Source organism: Streptomyces sp. HNM0645, assembly GCF_030056615.1.
GTDB classification, from domain to species: domain Bacteria; phylum Actinomycetota; class Actinomycetes; order Streptomycetales; family Streptomycetaceae; genus Streptomyces; species Streptomyces marianii.
Map to the genome: position 1 here is coordinate 222,876 of NZ_JASHLT010000002.1, position 24,189 is coordinate 247,064.

Genomic DNA, 24,189 nt, shown 5'->3' on the forward strand with positions numbered 1-24,189 from the left:
GTTCATTCGTGGTCGGTGAACCGGGCCCGTGCGGCCGCGGCTCACTACTGAAGTCTCGCTCAGCGGCCGCTGAGGCGCTTGGCGTTTCCCAGGTGGGCGGTGAGTCGTTCCTGGATGCGTACGGTCGCCTCGTCGAGCGCCTTGCGGGTGCGCCGCCCGCTGCCGTCGCCGGGCTCGAAGGGCTCGCCGAAGACGACGTCGCAGCGGCTGCGCAACGGGGGCAGCGCCGGTATCAGCCGTCCTCCGCGCTCGCTGCTCCGCAGCACGGCGACCGGCACTATCGGCGCCCCGGAGCGCACGGCGAAGTAGGCGAGTCCGGCGCGGATCGAGGTGAAGTCGCCGTCGCCCCGGGTGCCCTCGGGGAAGATCCCGAGGACGCCGCCGCTCTCCAGCACACCGAGGGCGTTGGTCACGGCGGTCCGGTCCGGGCTCGAACGGTCCACCTTCAGCTGCCCGATCCCGATCAGGAACGGGTCGAGGGGGCCGACGAACGCCTCCTTCTTGATCAGGAAGTGCACCGGCCTGGGCGACGTGCCCATGAGCATGGGCCCGTCGATGTAATGGGCGTGGTTGACGGCGAGGATCACCGGACCGGTGGCGGGCACCTGCCACGCGCCGAGCACCCGGGGCCGCCACAGCGTGTTCATGAGGCCGATGCCGATGCCCCGGCCGACGGCGGCGCCTCTCGCGGACGGAACGGTCACTTCGCGGCCCGCTTCTCCTCAACGAGAGCGACGACACACTCGATGACCTGCTTGAGCGTGAGATCGGTGGTGTCGACCTCGACGGCGTCGTCCGCCTTGGCCAGCGGGGAGGTCTTCCGGCTGGAGTCTGCTGCGTCCCGCTTGATCAGCGCCTCGCGGGTGGACGCGACATCACTCGCCTCCTTGCCCTTCAGCTCCCCGCTGCGGCGGGCCGCGCGGGCCTCGGGGGAGGCGGTGAGGAAGATCTTCACATCGGCGCCGGGGAGGACTGTGGTGCCGATGTCCCGGCCCTCGACCACGATGCCCTTCTCGGCGGCCCCGGCGATGGTCCGCTGCAGCTCGGTGATCCGGGCGCGCACCTCGGGGACCGCGCTGACGGCGCTCACCTTGGAGGTCACGTCCTGGGTACGGATCGGGCCGGAGGCGTCCGCGCCGTCGACGCTGATCGTCGGGGCGAGCGGATCCGTGCCGGACTCGATCACCGGCTTGTCGCAGACGGTGGCGACGGCCGCCGGGTCGTCCACGTCGACGCCGTTGGTCAGCATCCACCAGGTGATCGCCCGGTACTGGGCGCCGGTGTCCAGGTAGCTGAGACCCAGCTCTGCGGCGACCGCCTTGGAGGTGCTCGACTTGCCCGTGCCGGAGGGGCCGTCGATGGCGACGATCACGGATTCCACGGTGTCGGAGACCTTCCTGAAGCTGGTGTGCGGGCAGGCCGGAATGCCAAGGTGCCCTGCACAAGGTTACCGAGTGCGCGAGGGGCCCCATGCACCGCTTCCCGGACCGGCCGACAGGGCCCGGGAAGCAACCGCCCCAGGGATCACTGGCGCAGCGCCCAGCCCCGCTCCCGCAGCGCCGCCGCCAGCACGGGGGCGGCCGAGGGCTCCACCATGAGCTGGACCAGACCCGCCTGCTGCCCGGTCGCGTGCTCGATACGGACGTCCTCGATGTTGACGCCCGCGCTGCCCGCGTCGGCGAAGATGCGGGCGAGCTCACCCGGCCGGTCGCTGATGAGGACGGCGACGGTCTCGTACACGGCCGGGGCGGCGCCGTGCTTGCCGGGGACCCTTTCGCGGCCCGTGTTGCCGCGGCGCAGGACGTCCTCGACCCCGCCCGCCCCCTCGCGCCGCTTGTCCTCGTCGGAGGACTGCAGGGCGCGCAGGGCGCGCACCGTCTCGCCCAGGTCCGCGGCGACGCCCGCGAGGACGTCGGCGACGGGTCCGGGGTTGGCGGAGAGGATGTCGATCCACATCCGGGGGTCGGAGGCCGCGATCCGGGTCACGTCGCGGATGCCCTGCCCACACAGGCGTACGGCCGTCTCGTCCGCGTCGGCCAGCCGCGCAGCGACCATGGACGAGATCAGCTGGGGCGTGTGCGAGACCAGCGCGACCGCGCGGTCGTGGGCGTCCGCGTCCATCACGACGGGGACGGCGCGGCAGAGCGCGACCAGCTCCAGCGCCAGGTTCAGCACCTCGGTGTCGGTCTCCCGGGTCGGCGTGAGCACCCAGGGCCGCCCTTCGAAGAGATCGGCGGTGGCCGCAAGCGGCCCGGACCGCTCCTTGCCGGACATGGGATGCGTGCCGATGTACGCCGACATGTCGACGCCCAGCGCCTCCAGTTCGCGCCGCGGCCCGCCCTTGACGCTGGCGACGTCGAGGTAGCCGCGCGCGATCCCGGTGCGCATGGCCTCGGCGAGCGTCGCGGGCACGTGGGCGGGCGGCACGGCGACGACAGCGAGGTCGACGGGGGCCTCGGGGGGCTCGTCGGTGCCCGCGCCGAGCGCGGCCGCGGTCCTCGCCTGCGCTGGGTCGTGGTCCGTGAGGTGGACGGTGACCCCGCGCCCGGCGAGCGCGAGGGCCGCCGAGGTGCCGATCAGGCCGGTTCCGATGACGAGGGCGGTTCTCACTGGGCGATGTCCTTGCGAAGGGCGGCGGCGGCACCGAGGTAGACGTGCGCGATCCGGGACTTGGGCAGGTCGGACTCGATGTGGGCGAGTATGCGCACGACGCGCGGCATCGCTCCGGCGATGTCGAGTTCCTGGGCGCAGATGAGGGGAACGTCGACGATGCCGAGGCCGCGAGCGGCGGCGGCCGGGAAGTCGCTGTGGAGATCCGGCGTGGCCGTGAACCAGATGCTGATCAGGTCGTCCGCCGTGAGCCCGTTGCGCTCCAGGATGGCGGAGAGCAGTTCACCGACCTGCTCTTCCATGTGCCCGGCCTCGTCCCGTTCCAGCTGGACGGCTCCCCGGACGGCTCGTACCGCCACCTCGTGCTCCTCCTGCGCCTCGCTCCGCGGCCACAGATTCGCGGATGCTCCGATCAGCCTAGTGCCGCGCCGGGCAGGGCCTGCCGGGGCGGACCCCGGCAGACGCGGCACCGGTCAGCCGCCCTGACGCGGGACCGGGGCGACCGGCCCGCGAGACGCGGGGCGCGGCCGCCGCGGACCGGCGAGAGGGCTCCGCCCCGTCAGATCCGCTGCTGCCGGATGATCTCCTCCAGTGAGGCGCCCCGCGGCAGCTGCCCGGACGGGGTCAGCCTGACGACGGCCTGCGGCAGGGACTCTGCGATCCGGTCGGCTGCCTGCCGGGGTGTCACTCCCGTGTCGCGGGCGACCTTGTCGAGGGTCTCCTTCGGCAGCACCTGGGCGATCTGCACGCCGCTGACCTGCTGGTTCTGTCCCGTGCCGATCCAGGACTGCGCCCGGTCCGCGAGACCGGACCGGGCGAGCACGTCGAGCAGCGCGCCGAGCGGATTGCCGTCGACCCCGCCCGCGGCCACTCCCGCCGCTCCCGTCGGTCCGGCCTTGCCGTCACCGGCGAGCGCGCCGATGAGCGCGCCCAGGACGTTCCCGCCGGAGGACCCGCCCTGCCCGCCGCCGAGGAGACCGCCCAGAAGGCCGCCGAGATCGTTACCCGCCATGGTCCTGCCTTTCGCGCGGGAAATGGTGGACAACGGTCAATGTCACCCACGGCGACACCCGCCGCCACTCGGGCTACCACCGAGCGTGGCCCCGTTGGACACGGGCTGTGACCTCGGCTTGCATGGACATCCCACTGCCCGGTCGTCCCCGCGGGAGGCGCCGATGAAGCGCGCAGGGCCGCTGATCACGCTGTTCACCGGACTACTGCTCGGCCTGTTCATGCTGTCGTTCAACGCCACGACCGGAGAACCCGCTCCCACCTCGCTCGACCGGTCGGCCGTGAGCCCGCCCCCGAGCCCGGCTGCCGCGACGACCCCGCCGGCCAGTCCGCCCGTGCAGCCGAGGGTGCCCGCGGTCCGGTCGCCGTCCCCGACGCCGCCCCCGGACGCCAAGTACGCGGGGCGCACCCAGGACGACCGGGCCTCCGTCGCCATCACGCTGCGCAAGGGGAAGGCGGTCGCGTACTACTGCGACGGCCGCACCCAGGAGGCGTGGCTGCGCGGCGACGTGGCCGCGGACGGGAGCATGCGGCTGCGGAGCAAGACCGGGGCGACGCTCGACGGCACCGTGAACGAGGACCGGGTCGACGGAACAGTCACGGTCCAGAACGCCGGCCATCCGTTCACCGCCGCCCGGGCGGCCGGGCCCGCCGGCGTCTACCGCGCCACCACCGAGGTGCGCGGGACCAAGGTCGACGGCGGGTGGATCGTGCTGCAGAACGGCCGCCAGGTCGGCATCGTCAACCGCGACGGCGAGCCGGCCGCCGCTCCCCCGATCGCCCCCGGGACGGGCGCCGTCACGATCGACGGCGAGCAGATCACCGCCCGCCCCGTCACCCCTTGAGCGTCCCCGAGGTGCATCCATGAGCGTGGACCCGAACGCACGGACCCAGGACCTGCCGCCCGGCGGGCCGGACGGCAGGAGCCTGGGCGGCGCGGCCCGCTGGGCCGTCCCGGTGCTGGTCGGAGCCGCGGTGGCGGTGGTCCTCGGGGTGTACGGCAGGTTCCACGACCCTGCGGGGACCGCGTTCAACCTCGCCGGATTCAGCAGCACCGGCGCGGTGAAGTCGTGGCTGGCGACGGCGGCGTTCGCGTTCGGGCTGGTGCAACTCGGCTCGGCGCTCGCGATGTACGGCAGGCTGCCGGGCGTACGGCCCGGCTCCTGGACGCCGGTTCTGCACCGCTGGTCGGGCCGGGTGGCCTTCCTCCTCGCGGTACCGGTGGCGGTGCACTGCCTGTACGCCCTGGGCTACCAGACGCAGAGCGCCCGCGCCGCCTGGCACTCGTTGCTCGGGTGCTTCTTCTTCGGCGCGTTCAGCGCGAAGATGCTGCTGTTGCGCATGGAGCGGCTGCCCGGGTGGCTGCTGCCCGTCGTCGGCGGACTGGTCTTCGCCGTACTCACGGTCCTGTGGCTCACCTCGGCGCTGTGGTTCTTCCGCACCTTCGGAGCGACGGCATGACGGACGGCAGAGCGGACGACGGATACGGCTGCGGGACGGCCGGGGGTGCGACCCGCCGCACCGGTGGGGAGGGCGCGGCCCGGCGGACGGTGGTTCGGGCCGGGGTGGCGGGCGCCCTGGCGGTGACCGCTGCGGGCTGCAGCCGGTACGGCGAGGAGAGCGGCGGCGGGGCGTCCCCGCCGCCCGCACGGGAGCGGACGGGTGGCGTGACGCCGCCCCCGGCGGACGGAGGCGTGCGGCTCGGCGCCACGTCCGAGGTGCCGGAGGGCGGCGGGAAGGTCTTCAAGGCCGAGAAGGTCGTGGTGACGCAGCCCGTGGCGGGAGACTTCAAGGCGTTCTCGGCCGTCTGCACCCACCAGGGCTGTCTCGTCGACAAGGTCGGGAACGGGACCATCGACTGCCCCTGCCACGGAAGCAGGTTCGGTGCCGGGGACGGCGCGGTGGTGGAGGGCCCGGCGACGCGGCCGCTGGAGAGGAAACGGATCACCGTGTCCGGGGGCGAGATCCGGCTCGGCTGAGTCCGCCCTCCGGAACCCGGTGCCGCATCGGGCAGGGTTTGCCCGTCCGGGAGCGGCGTCCGGCGCACGGGCTCTCGCCGGGCCTCCCGCCGAGGGGAAGGACCGCCAGGCGCCGGACCGGCCTCGTGGTGGGCCTGCCCGGTTGATCCGGCAACGCCGCGAGCCGCCGTGCCGGGCACCCGGCACGGCGGCGCCGGACGCCGCGGCGTCGGACGTCGCCCGACGCGGCACCAGCCGCCGGTGCTTCGCCGCCGACCGCCCCGGAGCCGCCCGGTCCGCCCACCGCGTCCCCACCGCCCGCGGGCCCATGTCCGCCGGCGCAGCGGGCGGACCGGGGGCGCGGCGCACCATGACTTGATAGGCAAGTCAACACTTGCCTATTCTGCGGTCGTGGCCGACGACCTCTTCAGAGCCCTGGCCGACCCCACCCGCCGCACCATCCTCGACGAGCTCGCGGAGAGGTCCGGGCAGACGCTGTTCGAGATCTGTGCGCGCCTGAGCATGAGGCACGGGCTCGGCATCTCGCGCCAGGCGGTCTCCCAGCACCTTGCCGTGCTGGAGGCCGCCGGGCTCGTCGAGACCAGGCGGGAGGGCCGCTACAAGTTCCACGACCTGAACACGGACCCGCTGCGGCACATCGCCGAGCGATGGCTCGTACCCGACACACCGGAACCGGAGGACGGCACCCCATGAAGATCCATCTGACCGGCGTCTTCGTCGACGACCAGGCCAAGGCCCTGCGCTTCTACACCGAGATCCTCGGCTTCGTGAAGAAGCACGACGTCCCGGTGGGCAAGCAGGACCGGTGGCTGACCGTCGTCTCCCCCGAGGAGCCCGGCGGCACCGAACTCCTCCTGGAGCCCGCCCGCCACCCGGCCGCCAGGACCTACCGCGACACGCTCGTCGAGGACGGCATCCCGCTCGCCCAGTTCGCCGTCGACGACGTGGAGGCGGAGTACGAGCGGCTGAGCGCCCTCGGCGTCCGCTTCACCCAGAAGCCCCTGGAGATGGGCCCCGTCACCACCGCCGTCCTCGACGACACCTGCGGCAACCTCATCCAGATCGCGACGCGGCCGCGGTAGGCGCCCGGCCGCGTACGGGGCTCTCCCGGACGGTCCGCTCCTGCGCCGCCACCGTGCGGGCCGGGAGCGTCCGCCCACCGCGCCCGCGAGCCCCGTCCGCGGGCGCCCCGGCCCGCGGACAGGGGTGGCGTAGCCTTCGCCCATGACTCCCGGGGACCTGGTGCGCGACCACACGATCTACTCCTGCGTGATGGGTTCACGGGCCTTCGGCCTGGCCACGGACGGCAGTGACACCGACCTGCGCGGTGTCTTCCTCGCGCCCACCGCCTTGTACTGGCGCTTCGACAAGCCGCCGACGCACGCCGAGGGGCCCGCGGAGGAGCAGTTCTCGTGGGAGCTGGAACGCTTCTGCGAACTGGCGCTGCGGGCCGATCCGAACGTCCTGGAGTGCCTGCACTCACCGCTCGTCGAGCGCGTCGACGACACCGGCCGCGAACTGCTGGCGCTGCGCGACGCGTTCCTCTCCCGGCAGGCCCACGGGACGTTCGTCCGCTACGCCCTCGGCCAGCGGCGCAAACTGGACGCCGATGTACGGCAGTACGGCGTTCCGCGCTGGAAGCACGCGATGCACCTGCTGCGGCTGCTGGCGAGCTGCCGCGACCTGCTCCGCACGGGCCGGCTGGTGATCGACGTGGGCGACGACCGCGAGCGGCTGCTCGCCGTGAAGCGGGGCGAAGTGCCCTGGCGGGAGGTCGAGTCCTGGATGACCCGACTGTCCGAGGAGGCCGATGCGGCGACGGCCGGAAGCCCGCTCCCGGCCGAACCGGACCGGGCGCGGGTCGAGGACTTCCTGGTCCGGGTACGGCGGGCGTCAGCGCTGCGGGCGGCTGAGCCGGTTCCGGACGGCGAAGTCGTGCAGGCCGTCGCGGGCGGTGGCCTCGTCGGGGGCTGACGAGCGCGCCCGGGCCTCGGGTGAGGGCGGCCGCTCCGGCACACGGCCCGCCGCGGCCTCGGCCGGACGAACGTCCGAGACGGGGAAACCTCAAGCGTCCCAGAGGGCACCCAGCGTCAGCAGTTCGCTCCGGTACTCGATGCGCTCCTCCCACTCCTTGGGCCAGGCCCGGGCACCGAGGTGGGCCCCGGCGAAGGCGCCGGCGAGACAGGCGATCGAGTCGGAGTCGCCCCGGGTGCAGGCAGCCCGGCGCAGCGCCGTCAGCGGCTGCTCGGGGAAGAGCAGGAAGCAGTGCAGGGCGGTCGCGAGGGCCTCCTCCGCGATCCAGCCGTCCCCGGTGGCGAGGCACGGATCGGTCTCCGGGTCGGCGTCGCGCAGAGCGCCGGCCAGGCGCTCCAGCACCGTCAGGCACTCGTCCCAGCCGCGTTCGATGAACGCCTCCGGCGTGGCGTCGTGGGCGTACGTCCAGAGGTCGCCGAGCCAGCCGTGGTGGTAGCGCGAGCGGTTCTCGTACGCGTACGACCGGAGCCGTCCGACGAGGCCGAGCGGTTCCGTGCCGCGGGCGAGCAGGTACACGGCCCGCGCCGTGAGGTCGGAGGCGGCCAGCGCGGTCGGGTGGCCGTGGGTGAGCGCGGCCTGGAGCTGGGCGGCTCCGGCGCGCTGCCCGTCGCTGAGGCCGGGCACCAGCCCGACGGGCGCGACGCGCATGTTGGCCCCGCATCCCTTGGACGCGATCTGGCTGGCCTCCTGCCAGGGCATGTCGCTGTCGAGCTTGTGGCAGGCGACCAGGCAGGTGCGGCCGGGTGCGCGGTTGTTGTCGGGCGAGTGGTACCAGTCCACGAACTCCTCGCGCACCGGCCGGGTCAGCCGCAGCGGGGCGAGCAGTCCCCGGTCCGTGGCCGTGCGGATGCCGCGGGCGAGGGCCAGCGTCATCTGGGTGTCGTCGGTGACGATCGCGGGCCTCGGCAGGTCCATGGCGCGCCAGGGCCCGAACGTGGCGAGGATCGAGGGCACGTCCTTGAACTCGGTGGGGAAGCCGAGCGCGTCGCCGAGCGCCAGCCCGACCAGGGTGCCGGTGGCGGCCTGCTTGGTGGCGGTCCTCGTCGCCGCCAGGTCGGTCGTGTCCGTCATGTCGAATGCCGTCCTTCCGGTCGCAGTAGCGGAGGGTGCAGGGCGTTCGCCGGCCCCGCGCGGTAGAGCGCGGCCGGCTTTCCCCGGCCGCCGGTCAGGCGCGCGCCTCCTTCGACGGCTTCCACGAAGCCGGGCGTGGTGAGGACCTTGCGCCGGAAGTTGGGGCGGTCGAGCTCGACGCCCCAGACGGTCTCGTACACCTGCCGCAGCTCGCCGAGGGTGAACTCGGCGGGGCAGAAGGCGGTGGCGAGGCCGGTGTACTCGAGCTTGGCGCCGACGCGTTCGTGGGCGTCGGCGAGGATGCGCTCGTGGTCGAAGGCGAGACGGCCCTGTCCTCCGTGGGGCACCCAGCGGGCGTGCGCGGCGTCGCCGCCGCCGCGCGGCTCGGGCAGATCGGGCACGAGGGCGGTGTACGCGACCGACACGACGCGCATCCGCGGGTCGCGGTCGGGATCGCTGTAGGTGCGCAGTTGCTCCAGGTGGAGGCCGGCGACGGTGCTCGCCGACAGGCCGGTCTCCTCGGCGAGTTCGCGGCGGGCTGCCTGCCCGGCGGACTCCTTCGGGAGGATGAATCCGCCGGGCAGCGCCCAGGCGCCCTTGTACGGCTCGGCGCCGCGCTCGATCAGCAGGACGTGCAGTTCGCCGTCGCGGACCGTGAAGACGGCGAGGTCCACGGTGACGGCGAAGGGCGGGAAGGCCCTCGGGTCGTATCCCTCGACGGTCATCGGAGCTCCGGCACGGGGGCGTCCCCGCCGCGGGTGGGCAGGGGGTCGGCGAAGTGCCAGCCGTCGGCGAGCAGTTCGTCGACGGCGCCGACGGCCGTGGCGAGCCGCTGCTCGTGCGGGCCGGTGACCGTGATGAACCGCCTTCCGGTACGGGTGAGTTCCTCGGCGAACCGGGCGGTCATCCACGGCCGCAGATGCTCGCCGTCGCGCAGCCCGTCGTCCTCGAAGGGCACTCCCTCGTGGTCCGTGAGCAGCCAGAGGTCGCCCCGTCCGGCGGCGGCGATCCGGGCGACCTCCTCGTGCCTGCCGCCCAGGTAGCGCTCGTGCCAGACGGTGGTGGCGAAGGCGTCCGTGTCGCAGATCAGGACCGGGGAGCCGATCCGGGCGGCGGCGTTCTCCAGTTCGGTCTGGCGCCGGGCGATCAGCGGGAAGTCGTCGCCGTCGAACCGCACGTCCGACCAGGTGGCACCGGGCCGTTCGGTCCGCAGGGCGGCCAGTCTCCGCTCGCTGAACTCCCTGCCGTACTCGGGCACGGCGGCGGTGCGCGACCAGACCCCGCCGCGTGCCCGGTAGTGGGCGGCGAGCGCCTCGGCGAGGGTGGTGGTGCCGGTGGACTCCGCGCCGAGGACGACCACGCGCCGGGCGAGGGCGGCCCGTACGGGCGGCTCCAGGAAGTCCCAGCAGCCGACGGGGTCGTTGCGCACGGCCGTGCCGGAGACCGGGAAGACCGTGCGCCCCGGGTCGACGCAGATCGAGTCGGCGCGGAACCTGCGGGCCAGTTCGTCCCCGTACGCCTCGGAGGTGAAGACGGCGTCCACGCGCCCGGGGACGGCCGAGCGGAAAACCGCCATGTGCGCGTCCCAGACCGCCGGGTCGGCGATGTCGACGGGGATGTCGTCGATGGCGCCGACCACCCGGACGTCCGGGTGCACCTCGCTCATCCACGCCATCCGCGCGTCCAGCGGGATCGACTCCACGGACGCGGCGCAGACGAGGACGGTCAGCCGGTCGCAGCGGTCGCGGGCGGTCCGTACGAGGTGGTGGTGGCCCGCGTGCGGCGGGTAGAACTTGCCGAGGACGAGACCGTGCCGGTAGCGCTTCACGTCGTCACCTCCGCGGTCGTGTCCTTCCGCGTTCCGCCGTCGGGCACCGGCAGCGCGCGCCGCGCGGCCAGGTCCCGCGACCAGTGCCGCAGCCCGAGGACGCAGAGCGTCAGGAAGCCGATGTACAGCAGCGCGGTGAGGTACAGCTCCTTGTACGCGTACAGGGGCACGTAGACCACGTCCGCCGCGATCCACAGCCACCAGGACTCCAGCCGCTTGCGGCACTGCCCGTACGTCGCCGTCAGGGACAGCGCGGTGGTCAGCGCGTCCCAGAACGGGACGTCCGAGTCGGTGGCGCGGTCCAGGAGCAGCGTCAGCGCGACTGTCCCCACCACCCCCGCCGCGAGCAGCCACGTCCACTCGGTGCGCGTGGTGCGGCGCACCGGGAGGGCGTCGGAGCCTGGTCCACCCCCGTGGGTCCAGGTCCACCAGCCGTACACGGCGAGGGTGATGAAGACGACCTGCAGCCCCGCGTCGGCGTACAGGCCGGCCTGGGTGAAGAGCAGGACGAAGAGGACGTTGTTGGCGATGCCGACGGGCCAGTTGGCGATGTGCTGCCGGGCGACGAGCCAGACGCACAGCGCCCCGCTGCCGAAGCCGAGCACCTCGGTCCAGCCGACCGGCGTGCCGAGCAACGTGAACAGCGGCTGCTGGAGCGGTGCGAGTACGTCCGAGGGGCTCACGACCGCTCCCTTCTTTTAGAGTCACTATGACTATAAAGGGGGAAGGGGTGGCCCGACAAGCACAACGACGGAAGGCTGGGGAGCGGCGCCCGGCGCGGGCACCGCCGCACGGGCCGCACAGTGGCAAAGGGACCAGGCTGGAATGAACGGGCCGTTGCTGCACCGGCGCTTCCCCGAGTTGTCCGGGACACTCCCCGTGAGCCGCTCGGAGACGGGCCGACGCCCGTGCGCGAACTGGCGGGTCTCACCGGCCCGATCCCTCTGTGGTGCAGGACGAGAGCGGGTACGGCTCCGGGGGCTGGGGCGGGAACAAGGTCCGCAAGCTGGAGTGGATCCTCCCCGACGTGCGCCGCCGCGGAGCCCGCACGATCCTCACGGTGGGCGGCACCGGCACCAACTGGGGTCTGGCCACGGCCCTCTACGCGAGCGAACGGGGACTGCGGACGGCCGTCGCCCTGATCGACCAGCCCGCCGAAGACCATGTCCGGCGCCGGCTCGATCGGCTGCGCCGCTCCGGTGCCACCCTCCACTTCACCCGCACGAAGGCCCGGACGAACACCGCCGCGCCCTGGCTCTTCCTGCGCCATTCGACGCACGGGCACCTGCCGTACTTCCTGCCCGCCGGCGGCTCGTCCCCGGTCGGCACCCTCGGCTGTGCGGAGGCGGCACTCGAACTGGCGGAGCAGGTGGCCGCGGGCGCTCTTCCCGAGCCGTCCCACATCGTGACCGCCGTCGGCTCGGGAGGGACCGCGGCCGGGCTCGCCCTCGGCCTCCGGCTCGCCGGCCTGGAGCGCACCCGGGTCGTCGGCGTGGTCGTCAACGACACCCTCCGACTCGACGCACGCACCGTCGCCGCCCTGGCCGGGCGGACGGAACGGCTGCTGCGCGCACGGGGAGCGGACCTGCCCGGCGAGGTGGTCGCACCCGACGACGTGACGCTGGTACGGGACTGGCTGGGCCCCGGCTACGGGCATCCCACGCCGCGGGCGCTGGAGGCCCGGCGCCTGGCCGCGGAGAAGGCGGGGCTGGAACTCGAACCCGTCTACACGGCCAAGGCGTTGGGCGCCCTGCTGGACATGGCCGACGGCGGCCGGTTCGGCGGCGGGCCCGTACTGTTCCTCCAGACCCACGGCCCCCGGGACAGCGCCTGACCCGCGGGGCGCGGACAGCCGGCGCCCACCGCTCAGGACGGCGGGCGGGCGCCCGGGATCCGGGCGCCCGGGGGTGCCGTTCTCCCGCCGCCGCTCACCGCCCGCGGGAGAACGGCGGAAGGCGTTCCCCGACGCTCACCGCCGGGGAACGGCAGGTGTCAGAGCCCGACTTCCTTCATCAGCATGCCGACCTCGGTGTTGCTCAGCCGGCGCAGCCAGCCGGACTTCTGGTCGCCGAGCGCGATCGGGCCGAAAGCGATCCGTACGAGCTTGTCGACGGGGAAACCCGCCTCGGCCAGCATGCGGCGGACGATGTGCTTGCGGCCCTCGTGCAGCGTGACCTCGACGAGGTAGTTCTTGCCGGTCTGCTCCACGACCCGGAAGTGGTCCGCGCGGGCGTACCCGTCCTCCAGCTGGATGCCTTCCCTGAGGCGCTTGCCGACCTCGCGCGGGAGGGGGCCCTGGACCGCGGCGAGGTAGGTCTTCTGCACGCCGTACTTCGGGTGCGTCAGCCGGTGCGCCAGCTCGCCGTGGTTGGTGAGCAGGATGATGCCCTCGGTCTCGGTGTCGAGTCGCCCGACGTGGAACAGACGGGTCTCGCGGTTGGTGACGTAGTCCCCGAGGCACTGACGCCCGTCCGGGTCCTCCATGGTCGAGACGACCCCGGCCGGCTTGTTGAGCGCGAAGAACTGGTACGACTGCGTGGCGACCGTCAGTCCGTCGACCTTGATCTCGTCCTTGGCCGGGTCGACGCGCAGCCCCTGCTCGGTCACGATCTCGCCGTTGACCTCGACACGGGCCATGTCGATCAGCTCCTCGCAGGCGCGCCGCGAACCGTAGCCGGCGCGGGCGAGCACCTTCTGCAGCCGCTCGCCCTCCTGCTCGGCACCCGGAAACGTCTTGGGCGTGCCGGTCCGGGGCTTGTTCGCGTAGCGCTCGCGGTTGCGCTCCTCGGCACGGGTCTCGTACTCACGGGAGCGGGCGGGGGCCGTACGCCCGCCACCGCGCTGCGGGGACTGCTTCGGACCCCCCTTGGCGCCGCCCCGGGCGGCCGCGCCGCGCCCCTTCTTCGGGCCCTCGGACGCCGAGCCCCCGACGTCGTAGCGGCGCTCCTCGGGACGGGGCTTGCCCGCGCGCTTCGGCTTGTCGTCGCGCTGCCCCCCGCTCCTCGACCGGGCGGCGCCCCCACCGGCACCCCGGTAGTCGCCGCGTCCGCTGCTGTTCCTGCCGCTGCTTCGCATCAAAGTTCCGTCGTCGTCGTGTCGTCTGCGTCTGTGTCCGGGGCGTCCGGATCGAACGACGGGACACCCTCCTGGGTCTCGGCCTCGATCGCCTCCGCCTCGGGGAGGAACGGCGCGAGCTCGGGGAGCTCGTCCAGGCCGCGCAGGCCCATCCGCTCCAGGAAGTAGTTCGTCGTCCTGTACAGGATCGCACCTGTTTCGGGTTCCGCGCCCGCCTCCTCGACCAGACCGCGTTGGAGGAGGGTGCGCATGACGCCGTCGCAGTTCACTCCGCGCACCGCCGAGACCCGGGAGCGGCTGACGGGCTGCCGGTACGCGACGACGGCCAGCGTCTCCAGGGCGGCCTGCGTGAGCCGGGCCTGCTGGCCGTCGAGGACGAAGCGCTCGACGGCGGCGGCGTGCTCGGGGCGGGTGTAGAAGCGCCAGCCACCGGCGACGAGCCGCAGCTCGAAGCCGCGGCCCTGGACCGTGTACTCGTCCGCGAGCTCGCGCAGGGCGTCGGCGACGGCGCGGCGGGGCTGCTCGAGGACCTTGGCGAGGTGCTCCTCGGTGGCCGGCTCGTCGACGACCATGAGAACGGCCTCGAGTGCCGGCTTGACGGCCGGCCGGTCCACGGGGACCTCCCCGTTCCCGGGCGTGGTGGCGGTCCGGGCCCCGGGCGCGGCTGCGGTACGGGTCCCGGGCGCGGCGGGCTGTTCGAGGGCGTCGCTCACGCCTTGTCCTCCATGCTCTCGGGGGTCCGGTCGAACTCGTCCGTGACGTGCGCGCCGGCCTCGCCGCCGGCCCAGGTGACCACCAGCTCCCCCAGGGCGTCCTCCTGGTCCAGGACGACGGCCCTCTCACGATAGAGCTCCAGCAGGGCGAGGAACCGAGCGACCACGGTGAGGGTGTCCGTCACCCCGTCGGTCAGCTCCCGGAAGCTCGCCCTGCCGCGTTCGCGCAGCAGGCCCACGACGACCTCGGCCTGCTCGCGCACGCTCACGAGCGGTGCGTGGATGTGGTCCACGTACACCTGCGGCTTCGGCCTGGGCTGCATCGCCTTGACCGCGAGCTTGGCGAAGCCCTCCGCGCCGATGCTGATGACGACGTCGGGAAGCAGTTCGGCGTGGTGGTCCTCCAGGCCGACGGTACGGGGGTACCGCCGCGACTCCTCGTCGAGCCTGCCGGCGAAGATCTCCGCGACCTGCTTGTACGCGCGGTACTGGAGCAGCCGGGCGAACAGCAGATCCCGCGCCTCCAGGAGCGCGAGGTCAGCCTCGTCCTCCACCTCGGCGGCCGGCAGCAGCCGGGCGGCCTTCAGGTCCAGCAGGGTCGCGGCGACGACCAGGAACTCGGTGGTCTGGTCGAGGTCCCAGTCGGGTCCCATGGCTCGGATGTGCGCCATGAACTCGTCGGTGACCTTGGAGAGGGCGACCTCGGTGACATCGAGCTTGTGCTTCGAGATCAGCTGCAGCAGCAGGTCGAACGGTCCCTCGAAGTTCGCGAGCCGCACCGTGAACCGCCCGTCGTCGACGGTCTCCGCCGCCGGCCCGTGGGGCTCGGTGGACCCGTCAGGCGCGGCGGCGGTGTCGTGGACCGTGTCCGCGAGGACGACCGCGGAAACGCCGGCCCCGGATCCGGCCGCCGCGACGGCGCCGGGGGGCGGACCCCCGTCCCGGCCGCGCGGGTCCGTGGCGCCGTCGGAGCCGGTCGAAGGGGTACCGGCCGCTTCGGCGTCCTCCCGGGGTGCCGCCGGCTCGGCGGCACCCTCCTGGGGAGCGGGAGGAGGAACGGGAGCGGGAACGAAGGCCGGAGCGGACGCCCGCACCGGAACGGAAACCGGAACCGGAACAGAGGCTCTGACCGGAGCGGGCGCGGGCTCCCGCTCCTCGGCCGGGGCGGTGGCGGAGCCGTCGCGTCCGGAATCGGGGTCGTGCCCGCGCTGCCGGCCCGGCTCGGGTGCGCTGGACGCCGCCCCGGGCCCGTCGTCGCCGACCCCACCGTCATGAGGCGGGGTCCGCCCCGGGCCGGAGGACGCCTCTCCAGGGCGGTCTGCGCGACCCGGAGCGGAACCGGGGGCTCGGGGGCCCGTCTCGGCCTCCGTGGGCCGCTCGTGGGCGACGCCTGACTCCGGTGCCGGGTCCGCCGACGGCGCGGGTGCCGTCCCCGGGCCACGGCCCAGCGTGCGACGGGGCGGGCGGGCCGGAGGCCGGGGTGCGGCGGGGTCGGTCGGCGGCATCGTGGTCCAGTGGGCGGAGGGGAACGTCGCGCGCAGGCTACCCGGTCAGCGACCGCGCAGGCGGCGCACCAGGATGCTCGCGTCGCCCCGGGACTCGAGGTCCGCCAGGACGACCGCCACCGCTTCGCGGACGATGCGCCCGCGGTCCACGGCCAGTCCGTGTTCGCCGCGCAGCACCAGCCGCGCGTGCTCGAGGTCCATGAGTTCCTCGGCCGAGACATAGACCGTGATCTTCTCGTCGTGCCGTTCCCGGCCGCTGGGCCGGCGGCCCGCCGCGCGCCCCCGGCGGCGCGGGGCGGCCGACTCCTGCGGGCGGCGCCCCTTCGGCGCGGCCGACTGGTCGCCGTCCGCCGCGCGGCTCCGCGGTTCCGCGGCTTCCGCCTCACCGGCCGGGGAATGCTCCTCCGAGGCCACCGGGGCGCCCGCTCCGGACGACCCCGGTGGCGGGGGCTGCGACGCGGCCGGAGGCGACTCGACCGGGTCGCTCTCACCGGCCGGCGCCGGAACCCGCGCCTCGCCGTTGGCCCCCGCCTGACCCCGCCTCGGGGACGAGGACTGCAGCCCCATGCCCCCGGTCGTACGGAACAGCTCGTCGGCTCCGGGCAGACTCACTCGGCGTGACACCGGGCGAGCACCTCCCTGGCGAGCTGGCGGTAGGCGGCGGCGCCGACGGAGTTGGAGGCGTACGTCGTGATGGGCTCACCGGCGACGGTCGTCTCCGGGAAGCGCACCGTGCGCCCGATGACCGTGTGGTAGACGTGGTCGTCGAACGCCTCGACCACCCGCGCCAGCACCTCGCGGCTGTGCACCGTGCGCGAGTCGTACATCGTGGCGAGGATGCCGTCGAGTTCCAGGTCCGGGTTGAGCCGCTCCTGGACCTTCTCGATCGTCTCGGTGAGCAGGGCGACGCCGCGCAGCGCGAAGAACTCGCACTCCAGCGGCACGATCACCTTGTGGGCCGCCGTCAGGGCGTTCACCGTCAGCAGGCCGAGCGACGGCTGGCAGTCGATCACGATGTAGTCGTAGTCCTGCATCAGCGGCTTCAGGGCGCGTTGCAGCGTCGACTCGCGGGCGACCTCGCTCACGAGCTGGACCTCGGCCGCCGAGAGGTCGATGTTGCTCGGCAGCAGGTCCATGTTGGGCACGGCGGTCTTCAGCAGGACCTCGTCCGCGGACATGCCCCGCTCCATGAGCAGGTTGTAGACGGTGAGGTCGAGCTCCATCGGGTTCACACCGAGACCGACCGACAGGGCGCCCTGCGGGTCGAAGTCGACGAGCAGCACCCGGCGTCCGTACTCCGCGAGCGCGGCGCCCAGATTGATGGTAGACGTCGTCTTGCCGACGCCGCCCTTCTGGTTGCACATCGCGATGATCTTCGCGGGGCCGTGGTCGGTGAGCGGGCCGGGGATAGGGAAGTACGGCAGCGGGCGCCCGGTCGGGCCGATGCGCTCGCGGCGCTGGCGGGCCGCGTCGGGCGCGAGCGTGGCCGCGTACTCCGGATCGGGCTCGTACTCGGCGTCGGGGTCGTAGAAGTGCCCCTCGGGCACCTCGTCGTAGTCGGCGAAGTGGGTGGACTCTCGGCCACTCTCGTTGCCGGCCATGGCGTTCACGTGTTGGCCGTCCATCATCTTCATCGTGTGGGCTGTCGTCGTCATGTGCTGGTGAGTCGCGAAGGTACGGACAGCGACGGAGCCGACAGCTTCGGGCCCGGACGAGGGCGCCTGGCCCGGCGTCGGGGATACCTCCACGCCCATGGGGCGCACCGGGAGCATTCCTGGGCGGCCACCCCCGGGAGAAAATGTCGACTCATTCACAAGTCGTCTTACCTCCTTGGACGTGACCAGGAAACTTATCGATAGGTCAGCGTGGCACCATGCCGACGGTTGGCGACTCTATGGCGTGTCACCGGTCCGCAGCAACACAATCCGCCGGACCCGGCCCGATGTGTCGGCAACCGAACCCCCCGCTGTCAAGGGTGCACAGCGGCCGTTCCGCGCCTTTCGACGGTGTGCGAATCGGTTGAAGGGTTACGTTCAAGGCGAGTTGAACGAGCGGCCCGCGCCGGCCGGACACACGTCCGGCCGGACCTTGCTCCTCAAGGTCCGGCCGGATACGTGATGTTGACGACCCCGGTTGACAGGGCGGTCGGTTGTCGTCGCGCGTCAGCCGAGCAGCGTGTTCAGCTCGACGGTCTCGAGGCCGTGCGCCTCGGCGACCTCCTTGTAAACGACCTGGCCCTCATGGACGTTGAGGCCCTTGGCCAGCGCCGGGTCACGACGGAGCGCCTCGACCCAGCCGTTGTTCGCCAGCGACACGACGTAGGGGAGCGTGGCGTTGGTGAGCGCGTTGGTGGAGGTGTTGGGCACGGCGCCGGGCATGTTGGCGACGCAGTAGAAGACCGAGTTGTGGATCCGGAAGGTCGGCTCGGCGTGCGTGGTCGGACGGGAGTCCTCGAAGCAGCCACCCTGGTCGATCGCGATGTCGACAAGGACACTTCCCGGCTTCATCCGGGAGACGAGCTCGTTGGTGACCAGCTTCGGCGCCTTGGCGCCGGGAATGAGAACCGCACCGATGACGAGGTCGGCGTCGAGGACGGCCTTCTCCAGCTCGAAGGAGTTGGACATGACGGCCTTGACCTTCGTGCCGAAGATCTTGTCGGCCTCGCGCAGCTTGTTGATGTCGCGGTCCAGCAGCGTCACCTCGAAGCCCATGCCGACGGCGATCTGCGTGGCGTTCCAGCCGGAGACACCACCGCCGATGACGACGGCCTTGGCCGGGGTCACGCCCGGGACCCCACCGGGCAGCACGCCGCGGCCGCCGGCCGGGCGCATCAGGTGGTAGGCGCCGACCTGCGGGGCCAGCCGACCCGCGACCTCGGACATCGGGGCGAGGAGCGGCAGGGCGCGGTTGGGGAGCTCGACCGTCTCGTAGGCGATGGCGGTGGTGCCGGACTCGATCAGGGCGTCCGTGCACTCCTTGGAGGCGGCAAGGTGCAGGTAGGTGAAGAGGACCTGGTCCTTGCGCATGCGGTGGTACTCCTCCGCAATGGGCTCCTTGACCTTGAGCACCATGTCGGCGGTGGCCCAGACCTCGTCGGCGGTGGGCAGGATCCGCCCGCCCGCGGCGACGAACTCCTCGTCCGTGATCGAGGAGCCGACACCGGCGTTCGCCTCGATGAAGACCTGGTGGCCGTTGCGCACGAGCTCGTGCACGCCGGCGGGGGTGATGGCCACCCGGAACTCGTTGTTCTTGACCTCGCGGGGGATGCCGACCTTCACGTCGATCACGGTCCTTGGCTCAGGGGGATTCTGGTGCAATTCCATACTTACCCGGATACGCCGGGCGTATCGGATGGACCGGGGCGACACCCGGCAGAGCCAGTCTAATGAAGGACTTCCAGCTGTCTAGCCTTGCAAAGCAATTTTCTCTGACGAGAACACTACGGATTTCGTAGGCCGGAGCCATCGCCTCCCAGCAGTCGCTCAGCGGCAGAACGGTGCAGCCCGGCCGCGGCGGCGTCACCGAGGCGGTCCAGCGTGTCGGCCAGCCGCAGCTGGAGTGCGGCCTGGAGCCGCAGGTCCCCGGCCCTGCGGGCCCAGGCCACGGCCTCCTCGCAGGTGCGCAGCGACTCCTCCGGGCGCCCCGCGTACTCCTGGACCCGGGCCGTCTCGCTCAACGCCCGCGCGTGTCCGGGCAGATCGCCGAGGCGCCGGTATCCGGCCGCGGCCGCGCGCCAGCTGCGCAGCGCCTCCCCGTACCGCCCGGCGTAGGTGTGCACACCGCCCAGCCGGCCGTACAGCCGGGCCTCGTCCGCGCGCTCACCCCGGGCGAGGCGCTGGGCGAGGGCCCGCCCGTACCAGTCCGCCGCCCGCTCCCAGTCCTCGAGTTCCTGGTAGGCACCGCCTACGGATTCCATCGCCCTGGCTGCGGCGTACGGGTCGTTTCCGCGGCGTCCCGCGTCCAGAGCCGCCCGGTACCGCGCCAACGCCTCCTCCGTCCGGCCCGTCCCGGCGTCCAGGTCGGCCAGGTTCAGCAGTGCGGCGGCCTGCTCCCGGTGCAGATCACGCCGTACGGCCACGTCCAGGACGAGCTGATGGAGCCCGTAGAGCTCGGGGGCGGCGGACTCGGTGCCGCGGTGGGCGACCAGCGCCCGGACGAGCGCGGCGATCAGCCGCCGGGCCAGCGTGTCCAGCTCTCCGTCGGCCACCGCGATCCGGGCGGCCCCGAGCAGCGCCGGCCGGCGCTCCTCCAGCCACGCCGCGGCGGCCCCGGGGCCGGAGAAGCGCAGGGCGCGCGGCAGCCCCGCGAGCTTCTTGCGGGCCGTGGATCCCTCCGCTTCGGTGACGGCGCGGCAGGACTGCAGCAGCCGCACGGTCCGCTCCAGCATCCGGGCCCGGGCGAGCTGCACCTCGGCGGGCCGCTCCTCCTCCGTCACGAGCGCGAGCAGCAGCGGGGCGAGGCAACCCGGCACCTCGTACTGCTCGCTCTCCACCGGCTCGACCGCCTCACCCGCGGCGGCGGCCGCGTGCAGCAGTCCGAGCGCGGCGAAGTCCTCCAGGGTCGAGCGGGCCACCGAGACCGAGCAGCCGGCCAGCGCGGACGCGGTGTGCGCGTCCGCCCGCCCGGCGGGGGCGAGGGCGAGCAGCCGCAGCAGCCGCGCCGCGGACTGCGGGAGCGAGTCGTGCACGAGCCGGAAGGCCCGGGCCAGCGGCCGGGCCCCGACGGGTGCCTCCGGATCGTCGGCCAGTCCCTTCAGCTGCTTGGTCGCGTCGGTGACGGATGCCTTGGGGCGGGCCGCGAGCCAGCCGCCGACCAGCACCATCGCGGCGGGCTGCCCGCCGCACTGCTCGACCAGCGACTCGGCGGCCTGAGGGTCGACGGTCACCCGCACCGAGCCGGTGAAACGGCTCAGCAGCTCGATCGCCGACTTGGCGTCCATGCCGCCGATGGTGCACGGCCGCACGTCCGGGATCCCGGTGAGCGGCCCCTGGGAGACGGCGACGACCAGGCACTCGGGGTTGTCCGGCAGCAGCGGGTCCACCTGCTCCGCGTCGGCGGCGTCGTCCAGCACGAGCACGCACCGCCGCACCGCGAGCGCCTCGCGGACCATCTCGGTGAGCAGGTCCTCTCCGGCGCCGGCCGGTGCTCCGACGCCGAGCGCCTCCAGCAGTCCGCGGGCGGTGCGGTCGGTGGGGACCGGTTCGCCGCCGGGCTCGCTGAGCCTCGCCCACAGCACCCCGTCCGGGTACTCGTCCGCCAGCCGCCGCGTCAGTTCCGCGGCGAGCGCGGTCCTGCCCGAGCCGGGCCGCCCGGCGACGAGCAGCACCCTGGCGCGAGGCGCCTTGCGCCCGGAGATCGTGTCGAGACCGGCCCGTTCGATGTCGGCCCGCAGCGCCTTCAATTCCCGCTGGCGCCCGATGAATTGCCCACCCACAGGGCCAACGGTCCCATGACCGTCCCGCTCCCCGGACAGGGGCCCTGCCTGCGACGGGCGGCTCTCGGACGAGGGTTCCTCGAAGTCCACCGCCTGATCCGTCACGGGCCACGCTCCCCAGTCCGCCACCGCACGAGCCGAACCCGCGCCGGGTGCCCGGGCGGGGCGCTCCGAGCGTAATTCAGGCATCTCGCCGAAACGGGGAGAGCGCGGCGACGCGCGGCGGGAGGGTCCCTCGATCGGATGAGCGGATGGTCACACCACCCCGTGCACGGCCGTGCACGGGGCCTGCCGTCAGGGCGGCGCTCCCGGGCCGGGGAGCGCCGCCGGGACCGTGCCGTGCCTGAGGTCCGTCCCGCGATCCCCGCGGGACGGACCTCAGGCCTCGAACGGGCGGGCCGGCCAGGGGGCCTCGGCGGGGCGGAGGGAGTCCAGGCCGTCGCCCGCGAGGGCGGCCGTGAGCGAGAGGACGCCCACCACCAGGCAGTTGTTGTGCAGGTCGCCGGCGAGTGCGCCGCGCACCAGGTCCTGAAGCGGGACGCGGGCCAGCTCCATGTCCGCCTCCTCCTCGGAGACCTGGAAGCGCTCGCCCTCCGCCTCGGAAAGGTCACGGGCCAGGAAGATCCGTACGGCCTCGTCGCAGCCGCCCGGTGTGGTGTAGACGTCCGCGAGGACCCGCCAGTCGACCGCCTTGACGTGTGCTTCCTCGTACAGCTCGCGCTGGGCCGCGGTGAGCGGGTTCTCGCCCGGGATGTCGAGCAGCCCGGCCGGGATCTCCCAGAGCTTCTGCCGCACCGGGTGCCGGTACTGGCGCAGCACCAGGACCCGGCCGTCCTCGTCGAGCGCCAGGACCGCCACCGATCCCGGATGCACCTGGTAGTCACGGCGCGCGACCGAGCCGTCGGGCATGACCACGTCGTCGGTGCGGACACTCGTCTTGTTGCCCCTGAACGGCGTCGCGGTCGCGGTGACCCGCCACTCCTCGGGGGTGTCCTTGATGGTCATGCGCGTCCTCCCAAACGCCGGAACCGGAGCGCGGAACCCGTCCCGGTCCCGTGCCCCGGCCCACCGTAACGCCTTTGCCTTACTTGCCCGTCTTGTGCCCTGCGTCCTGCCCCGCGGTCTTCCGCTCCACGGCCGCCTTCACCAGGCCGGCGAAGAGCGGGTGCGGACGGGTCGGGCGGGAGCGCAGCTCCGGGTGGGCCTGGGTCGCGACCAGGTACGGGTGCACCTCGCGCGGGTACTCGACGTACTCCACGAGCTTGTTGTCCGGGGAGGTTCCGGAGAAGACGATGCCCGCCTTCTTCTCCAGCTCCGCGCGGTAGGCGTTGTTCACCTCGTAGCGGTGCCGGTGGCGCTCCTCGACGTACGGCTCGTTCGCGTAGACCTCGCGGACGATGGAGCCCTCGGCGAGCTTCGCCGGGTAGAGACCGAGGCGCATCGTTCCGCCGAGGTCGCCCGCGCCCTCCACGTACGCCAGCTGCTCCTCCATCGTGGAGATGACGGGGTGTGCGGTGCCCGCGTCGAACTCCGTGGAGTTGGCGTCGGGGATCTCGGCCAGGTTTCGGGCTGCCTCGATCACGATGCACTGCAGGCCGAGGCAGAGGCCCAGCAGCGGGATCTTGTTCTCGCGGGCGTACTGGATCGCGCTGACCTTTCCGTCGACGCCGCGCTCGCCGAAGCCGCCCGGGATCAGGATCGCGTCCACGTCGCCGAGCTGCTTGTGCGCGCCGGCGGGCGTACGGCAGTCGTCGGACGTGACCCACTTCACCTTGACCCGGGCCCTGTTCGCGAAACCGCCGGCCCGCATGGCCTCGGTCACCGACAGATATGCGTCCGGCAGGTCGATGTACTTGCCGACGAGCGCGACACTGACCTCATGGTCGGGGTTGTGCACTCGGTCCAGCAGGTCGTCCCAGGTCGTCCAGTCGACGTCGCGGAACGGCAGGTCGAGCTTGCGCACGACGTAGGCGTCCAGGCCCTCGGTGTGCAGCACCTTGGGGATGTCGTAGATCGACTTGGCGTCGATGGCGGCGACCACGGCCGCCTCGTCGACGTCGCACATCAGCGAGATCTTGCGCTTGATGGCGGTGGGGACCTCGCGGTCGGCGCGCAGCACGATCGCGTCCGGCTGGATACCGATGTTCCGCAGCGCGGCGACCGAGTGCTGGGTCGGCTTGGTCTTCAGCTCCCCGGACGGCCCGATGTACGGCAGCAGCGAGATGTGCACGACGAAGACGTTGTCCCGGCCGACCTCGTGGCGGACCTGGCGCACGGTCTCCAGGAACGGCAGCGACTCGATGTCGCCGACGGTGCCGCCGACCTCGGTGATCACGACGTCGACGTCGTCGGTGGCCATGCGGCGGATGCGGTGCTTGATCTCGTTGGTGATGTGCGGGATCACCTGGACCGTGTCGCCCAGGTACTCGCCGCGCCGCTCCTTGGCGATCACGGTCGAGTACACCTGGCCGGTGGTGACGTTCGCGGAGCCGTCGAGGTCCACGTCGAGGAAACGCTCGTAGTGGCCGATGTCCAGGTCGGTCTCGGCGCCGTCGTTCGTGACGAACACCTCACCGTGCTGGAACGGGTTCATCGTCCCCGGGTCGACGTTCAGGTACGGGTCGAGCTTCTGCATGGTGACCCGCAGGCCCCGCGCCTTCAGGAGCGCGCCCAGGCTGGAGGCGGTCAGGCCCTTGCCGAGGGAGGAGGCGACACCCCCGGTGACGAAGATGTGCTTGGTCGTCGTAGATGTCGAGGATCGAGCCGGCATGGCCAAGAGGGGGCTCCCGTGGTCGCGAGGTGGTTGTGCGTAACGGCGCCCCACGGGGATCATCCGGGGATCACCTGGGGTGCCGTCGCTGCGGTTCGGGGGCCGCCATCCCTAGTGGGGGCACCACCGGTCCACGGGCTACCAGCGTATCAGCGCCCG

General features: G+C 72.9%; 25 protein-coding genes. 7 read left to right on the plus strand and 18 right to left on the minus strand.

The features are described 5' to 3' along the window. Positions 1–59 precede the first annotated feature (59 nt). From QMZ92_RS02165 to QMZ92_RS02185, 5 genes are all read right to left on the minus strand, one after another. Complete coding sequence (locus QMZ92_RS02165) at positions 60–647, minus strand: lysophospholipid acyltransferase family protein (RefSeq protein WP_283295532.1); 588 nt, start codon at positions 645–647, stop codon at positions 60–62. Between the two features lie 53 nt (positions 648–700). Then, the gene (cmk, locus tag QMZ92_RS02170; protein WP_269731202.1) at positions 701–1,381 is read right to left on the minus strand and encodes a (d)CMP kinase; all 681 of its coding nucleotides are present in this window, start codon (positions 1,379–1,381) and stop codon (positions 701–703) included. A gap of 143 nt (positions 1,382–1,524) precedes the next feature. Next, positions 1,525–2,610: a prephenate dehydrogenase gene (locus QMZ92_RS02175; RefSeq protein WP_283295491.1), complete on the minus strand. Its 1,086-nt coding sequence runs from the start codon at positions 2,608–2,610 to the stop codon at positions 1,525–1,527. Further along, positions 2,607–2,969, minus strand: coding sequence for a chorismate mutase (aroH, locus tag QMZ92_RS02180; protein ID WP_283295492.1), 363 nt, complete (start codon positions 2,967–2,969; stop codon positions 2,607–2,609). The genes QMZ92_RS02175 and aroH overlap by 4 nt, the downstream gene beginning before the upstream one ends. Before the next feature lie 200 nt (positions 2,970–3,169). Beyond that, positions 3,170–3,622: a YidB family protein gene (locus tag QMZ92_RS02185; protein WP_283295493.1), complete on the minus strand. Its 453-nt coding sequence runs from the start codon at positions 3,620–3,622 to the stop codon at positions 3,170–3,172. Between the two features lie 163 nt (positions 3,623–3,785). Here QMZ92_RS02185 and QMZ92_RS02190 point away from each other — a divergent pair, with 163 nt between their 5' ends. The 6 genes from QMZ92_RS02190 to QMZ92_RS02215 all read left to right on the plus strand — a co-directional run bounded on the left by QMZ92_RS02190 (position 3,786) and on the right by QMZ92_RS02215 (position 7,574). Further along, positions 3,786–4,466 (plus strand): hypothetical protein, encoded by a 681-nt coding sequence (locus QMZ92_RS02190; protein WP_283295494.1) that lies wholly within the window; start codon positions 3,786–3,788, stop codon positions 4,464–4,466. A gap of 19 nt (positions 4,467–4,485) precedes the next feature. Next, positions 4,486–5,082 carry a DUF6529 family protein gene (locus QMZ92_RS02195; RefSeq protein WP_283295495.1) on the plus strand — a complete coding sequence of 199 codons (597 nt, stop codon included), beginning with the start codon at positions 4,486–4,488 and terminating at the stop codon, positions 5,080–5,082. Beyond that, on the plus strand, positions 5,079–5,600 hold the full coding sequence (locus QMZ92_RS02200) for a QcrA and Rieske domain-containing protein (RefSeq protein ID WP_283295496.1): 522 nt from the start codon (positions 5,079–5,081) through the stop codon (positions 5,598–5,600). The genes QMZ92_RS02195 and QMZ92_RS02200 overlap by 4 nt, the downstream gene beginning before the upstream one ends. Positions 5,601–5,990: 390 nt before the next feature. Beyond that, on the plus strand, positions 5,991–6,293 hold the full coding sequence (locus QMZ92_RS02205) for an ArsR/SmtB family transcription factor (protein WP_283295497.1): 303 nt from the start codon (positions 5,991–5,993) through the stop codon (positions 6,291–6,293). After that, on the plus strand, positions 6,290–6,682 hold the full coding sequence (locus QMZ92_RS02210; RefSeq protein ID WP_283295498.1) for a VOC family protein: 393 nt from the start codon (positions 6,290–6,292) through the stop codon (positions 6,680–6,682). The genes QMZ92_RS02205 and QMZ92_RS02210 overlap by 4 nt, the downstream gene beginning before the upstream one ends. A 142-nt stretch (positions 6,683–6,824) precedes the next feature. Next, on the plus strand, positions 6,825–7,574 hold the full coding sequence (locus tag QMZ92_RS02215; RefSeq protein ID WP_283295499.1) for a nucleotidyltransferase domain-containing protein: 750 nt from the start codon (positions 6,825–6,827) through the stop codon (positions 7,572–7,574). Positions 7,575–7,664: 90 nt separating this feature from the next. Here the strand turns inward: QMZ92_RS02215 and QMZ92_RS02220 are convergent, their stop codons facing one another. Genes QMZ92_RS02220 through pnuC form a run of 4 tightly spaced genes read right to left on the minus strand, consistent with a single transcriptional unit; the run spans position 7,665 to position 11,216 of the window. Continuing rightward, entirely contained in the window at positions 7,665–8,705 is a 1,041-nt protein-coding gene (locus QMZ92_RS02220) for an ADP-ribosylglycohydrolase family protein (RefSeq protein ID WP_283295500.1), read from the minus strand. Next, on the minus strand, positions 8,702–9,430 hold the full coding sequence (locus QMZ92_RS02225; RefSeq protein ID WP_283295501.1) for an NUDIX hydrolase: 729 nt from the start codon (positions 9,428–9,430) through the stop codon (positions 8,702–8,704). The genes QMZ92_RS02220 and QMZ92_RS02225 overlap by 4 nt, the downstream gene beginning before the upstream one ends. After that, positions 9,427–10,533, minus strand: a complete 1,107-nt coding sequence (locus QMZ92_RS02230; protein ID WP_283295502.1) for an AAA family ATPase — start codon at positions 10,531–10,533, stop codon at positions 9,427–9,429. Before QMZ92_RS02230 ends, QMZ92_RS02225 begins: the two co-directional genes overlap by 4 nt. Continuing rightward, entirely contained in the window at positions 10,530–11,216 is a 687-nt protein-coding gene (pnuC, locus tag QMZ92_RS02235) for a nicotinamide riboside transporter PnuC (protein WP_283295503.1), read from the minus strand. Before pnuC ends, QMZ92_RS02230 begins: the two co-directional genes overlap by 4 nt. A 263-nt stretch (positions 11,217–11,479) precedes the next feature. Between pnuC and QMZ92_RS02240 the strand changes: the two genes are divergently transcribed. Continuing rightward, a complete protein-coding gene (locus QMZ92_RS02240; RefSeq protein WP_283295504.1) occupies positions 11,480–12,367 on the plus strand; it encodes a 1-aminocyclopropane-1-carboxylate deaminase/D-cysteine desulfhydrase in 888 nt (295 codons plus the stop codon). A 158-nt stretch (positions 12,368–12,525) separates the two neighbouring features. Here the strand turns inward: QMZ92_RS02240 and QMZ92_RS02245 are convergent, their stop codons facing one another. From QMZ92_RS02245 to pyrG, 9 genes are all read right to left on the minus strand, one after another. After that, entirely contained in the window at positions 12,526–13,608 is a 1,083-nt protein-coding gene (locus QMZ92_RS02245) for a pseudouridine synthase (RefSeq protein WP_283295505.1), read from the minus strand. After that, a complete protein-coding gene (scpB, locus tag QMZ92_RS02250; protein WP_234043270.1) occupies positions 13,608–14,180 on the minus strand; it encodes an SMC-Scp complex subunit ScpB in 573 nt (190 codons plus the stop codon). The genes QMZ92_RS02245 and scpB overlap by 1 nt, the downstream gene beginning before the upstream one ends. A 137-nt stretch (positions 14,181–14,317) precedes the next feature. Continuing rightward, positions 14,318–15,415, minus strand: a complete 1,098-nt coding sequence (locus QMZ92_RS02255; RefSeq protein ID WP_502961967.1) for a segregation and condensation protein A — start codon at positions 15,413–15,415, stop codon at positions 14,318–14,320. Positions 15,416–15,871: 456 nt separating this feature from the next. Next, a complete protein-coding gene (locus QMZ92_RS02260) occupies positions 15,872–16,438 on the minus strand; it encodes a hypothetical protein (RefSeq protein WP_283295534.1) in 567 nt (188 codons plus the stop codon). Further along, a complete protein-coding gene (locus QMZ92_RS02265; protein WP_502961968.1) occupies positions 16,435–17,580 on the minus strand; it encodes a ParA family protein in 1,146 nt (381 codons plus the stop codon). Before QMZ92_RS02265 ends, QMZ92_RS02260 begins: the two co-directional genes overlap by 4 nt. 408 nt (positions 17,581–17,988) lie before the next feature. Next, complete coding sequence (ald, locus tag QMZ92_RS02270) at positions 17,989–19,104, minus strand: alanine dehydrogenase (protein ID WP_283295535.1); 1,116 nt, start codon at positions 19,102–19,104, stop codon at positions 17,989–17,991. A 161-nt stretch (positions 19,105–19,265) separates the two neighbouring features. Further along, positions 19,266–21,365: a tetratricopeptide repeat protein gene (locus QMZ92_RS02275; RefSeq protein WP_349307700.1), complete on the minus strand. Its 2,100-nt coding sequence runs from the start codon at positions 21,363–21,365 to the stop codon at positions 19,266–19,268. A gap of 273 nt (positions 21,366–21,638) precedes the next feature. Further along, a complete protein-coding gene (locus tag QMZ92_RS02280) occupies positions 21,639–22,265 on the minus strand; it encodes an NUDIX domain-containing protein (RefSeq protein WP_283295508.1) in 627 nt (208 codons plus the stop codon). Positions 22,266–22,344: 79 nt separating this feature from the next. Further along, the gene (gene pyrG, locus QMZ92_RS02285) at positions 22,345–24,030 is read right to left on the minus strand and encodes a CTP synthase (protein WP_283295509.1); all 1,686 of its coding nucleotides are present in this window, start codon (positions 24,028–24,030) and stop codon (positions 22,345–22,347) included. Between the last annotated feature and the right edge of the window lie 159 nt (positions 24,031–24,189).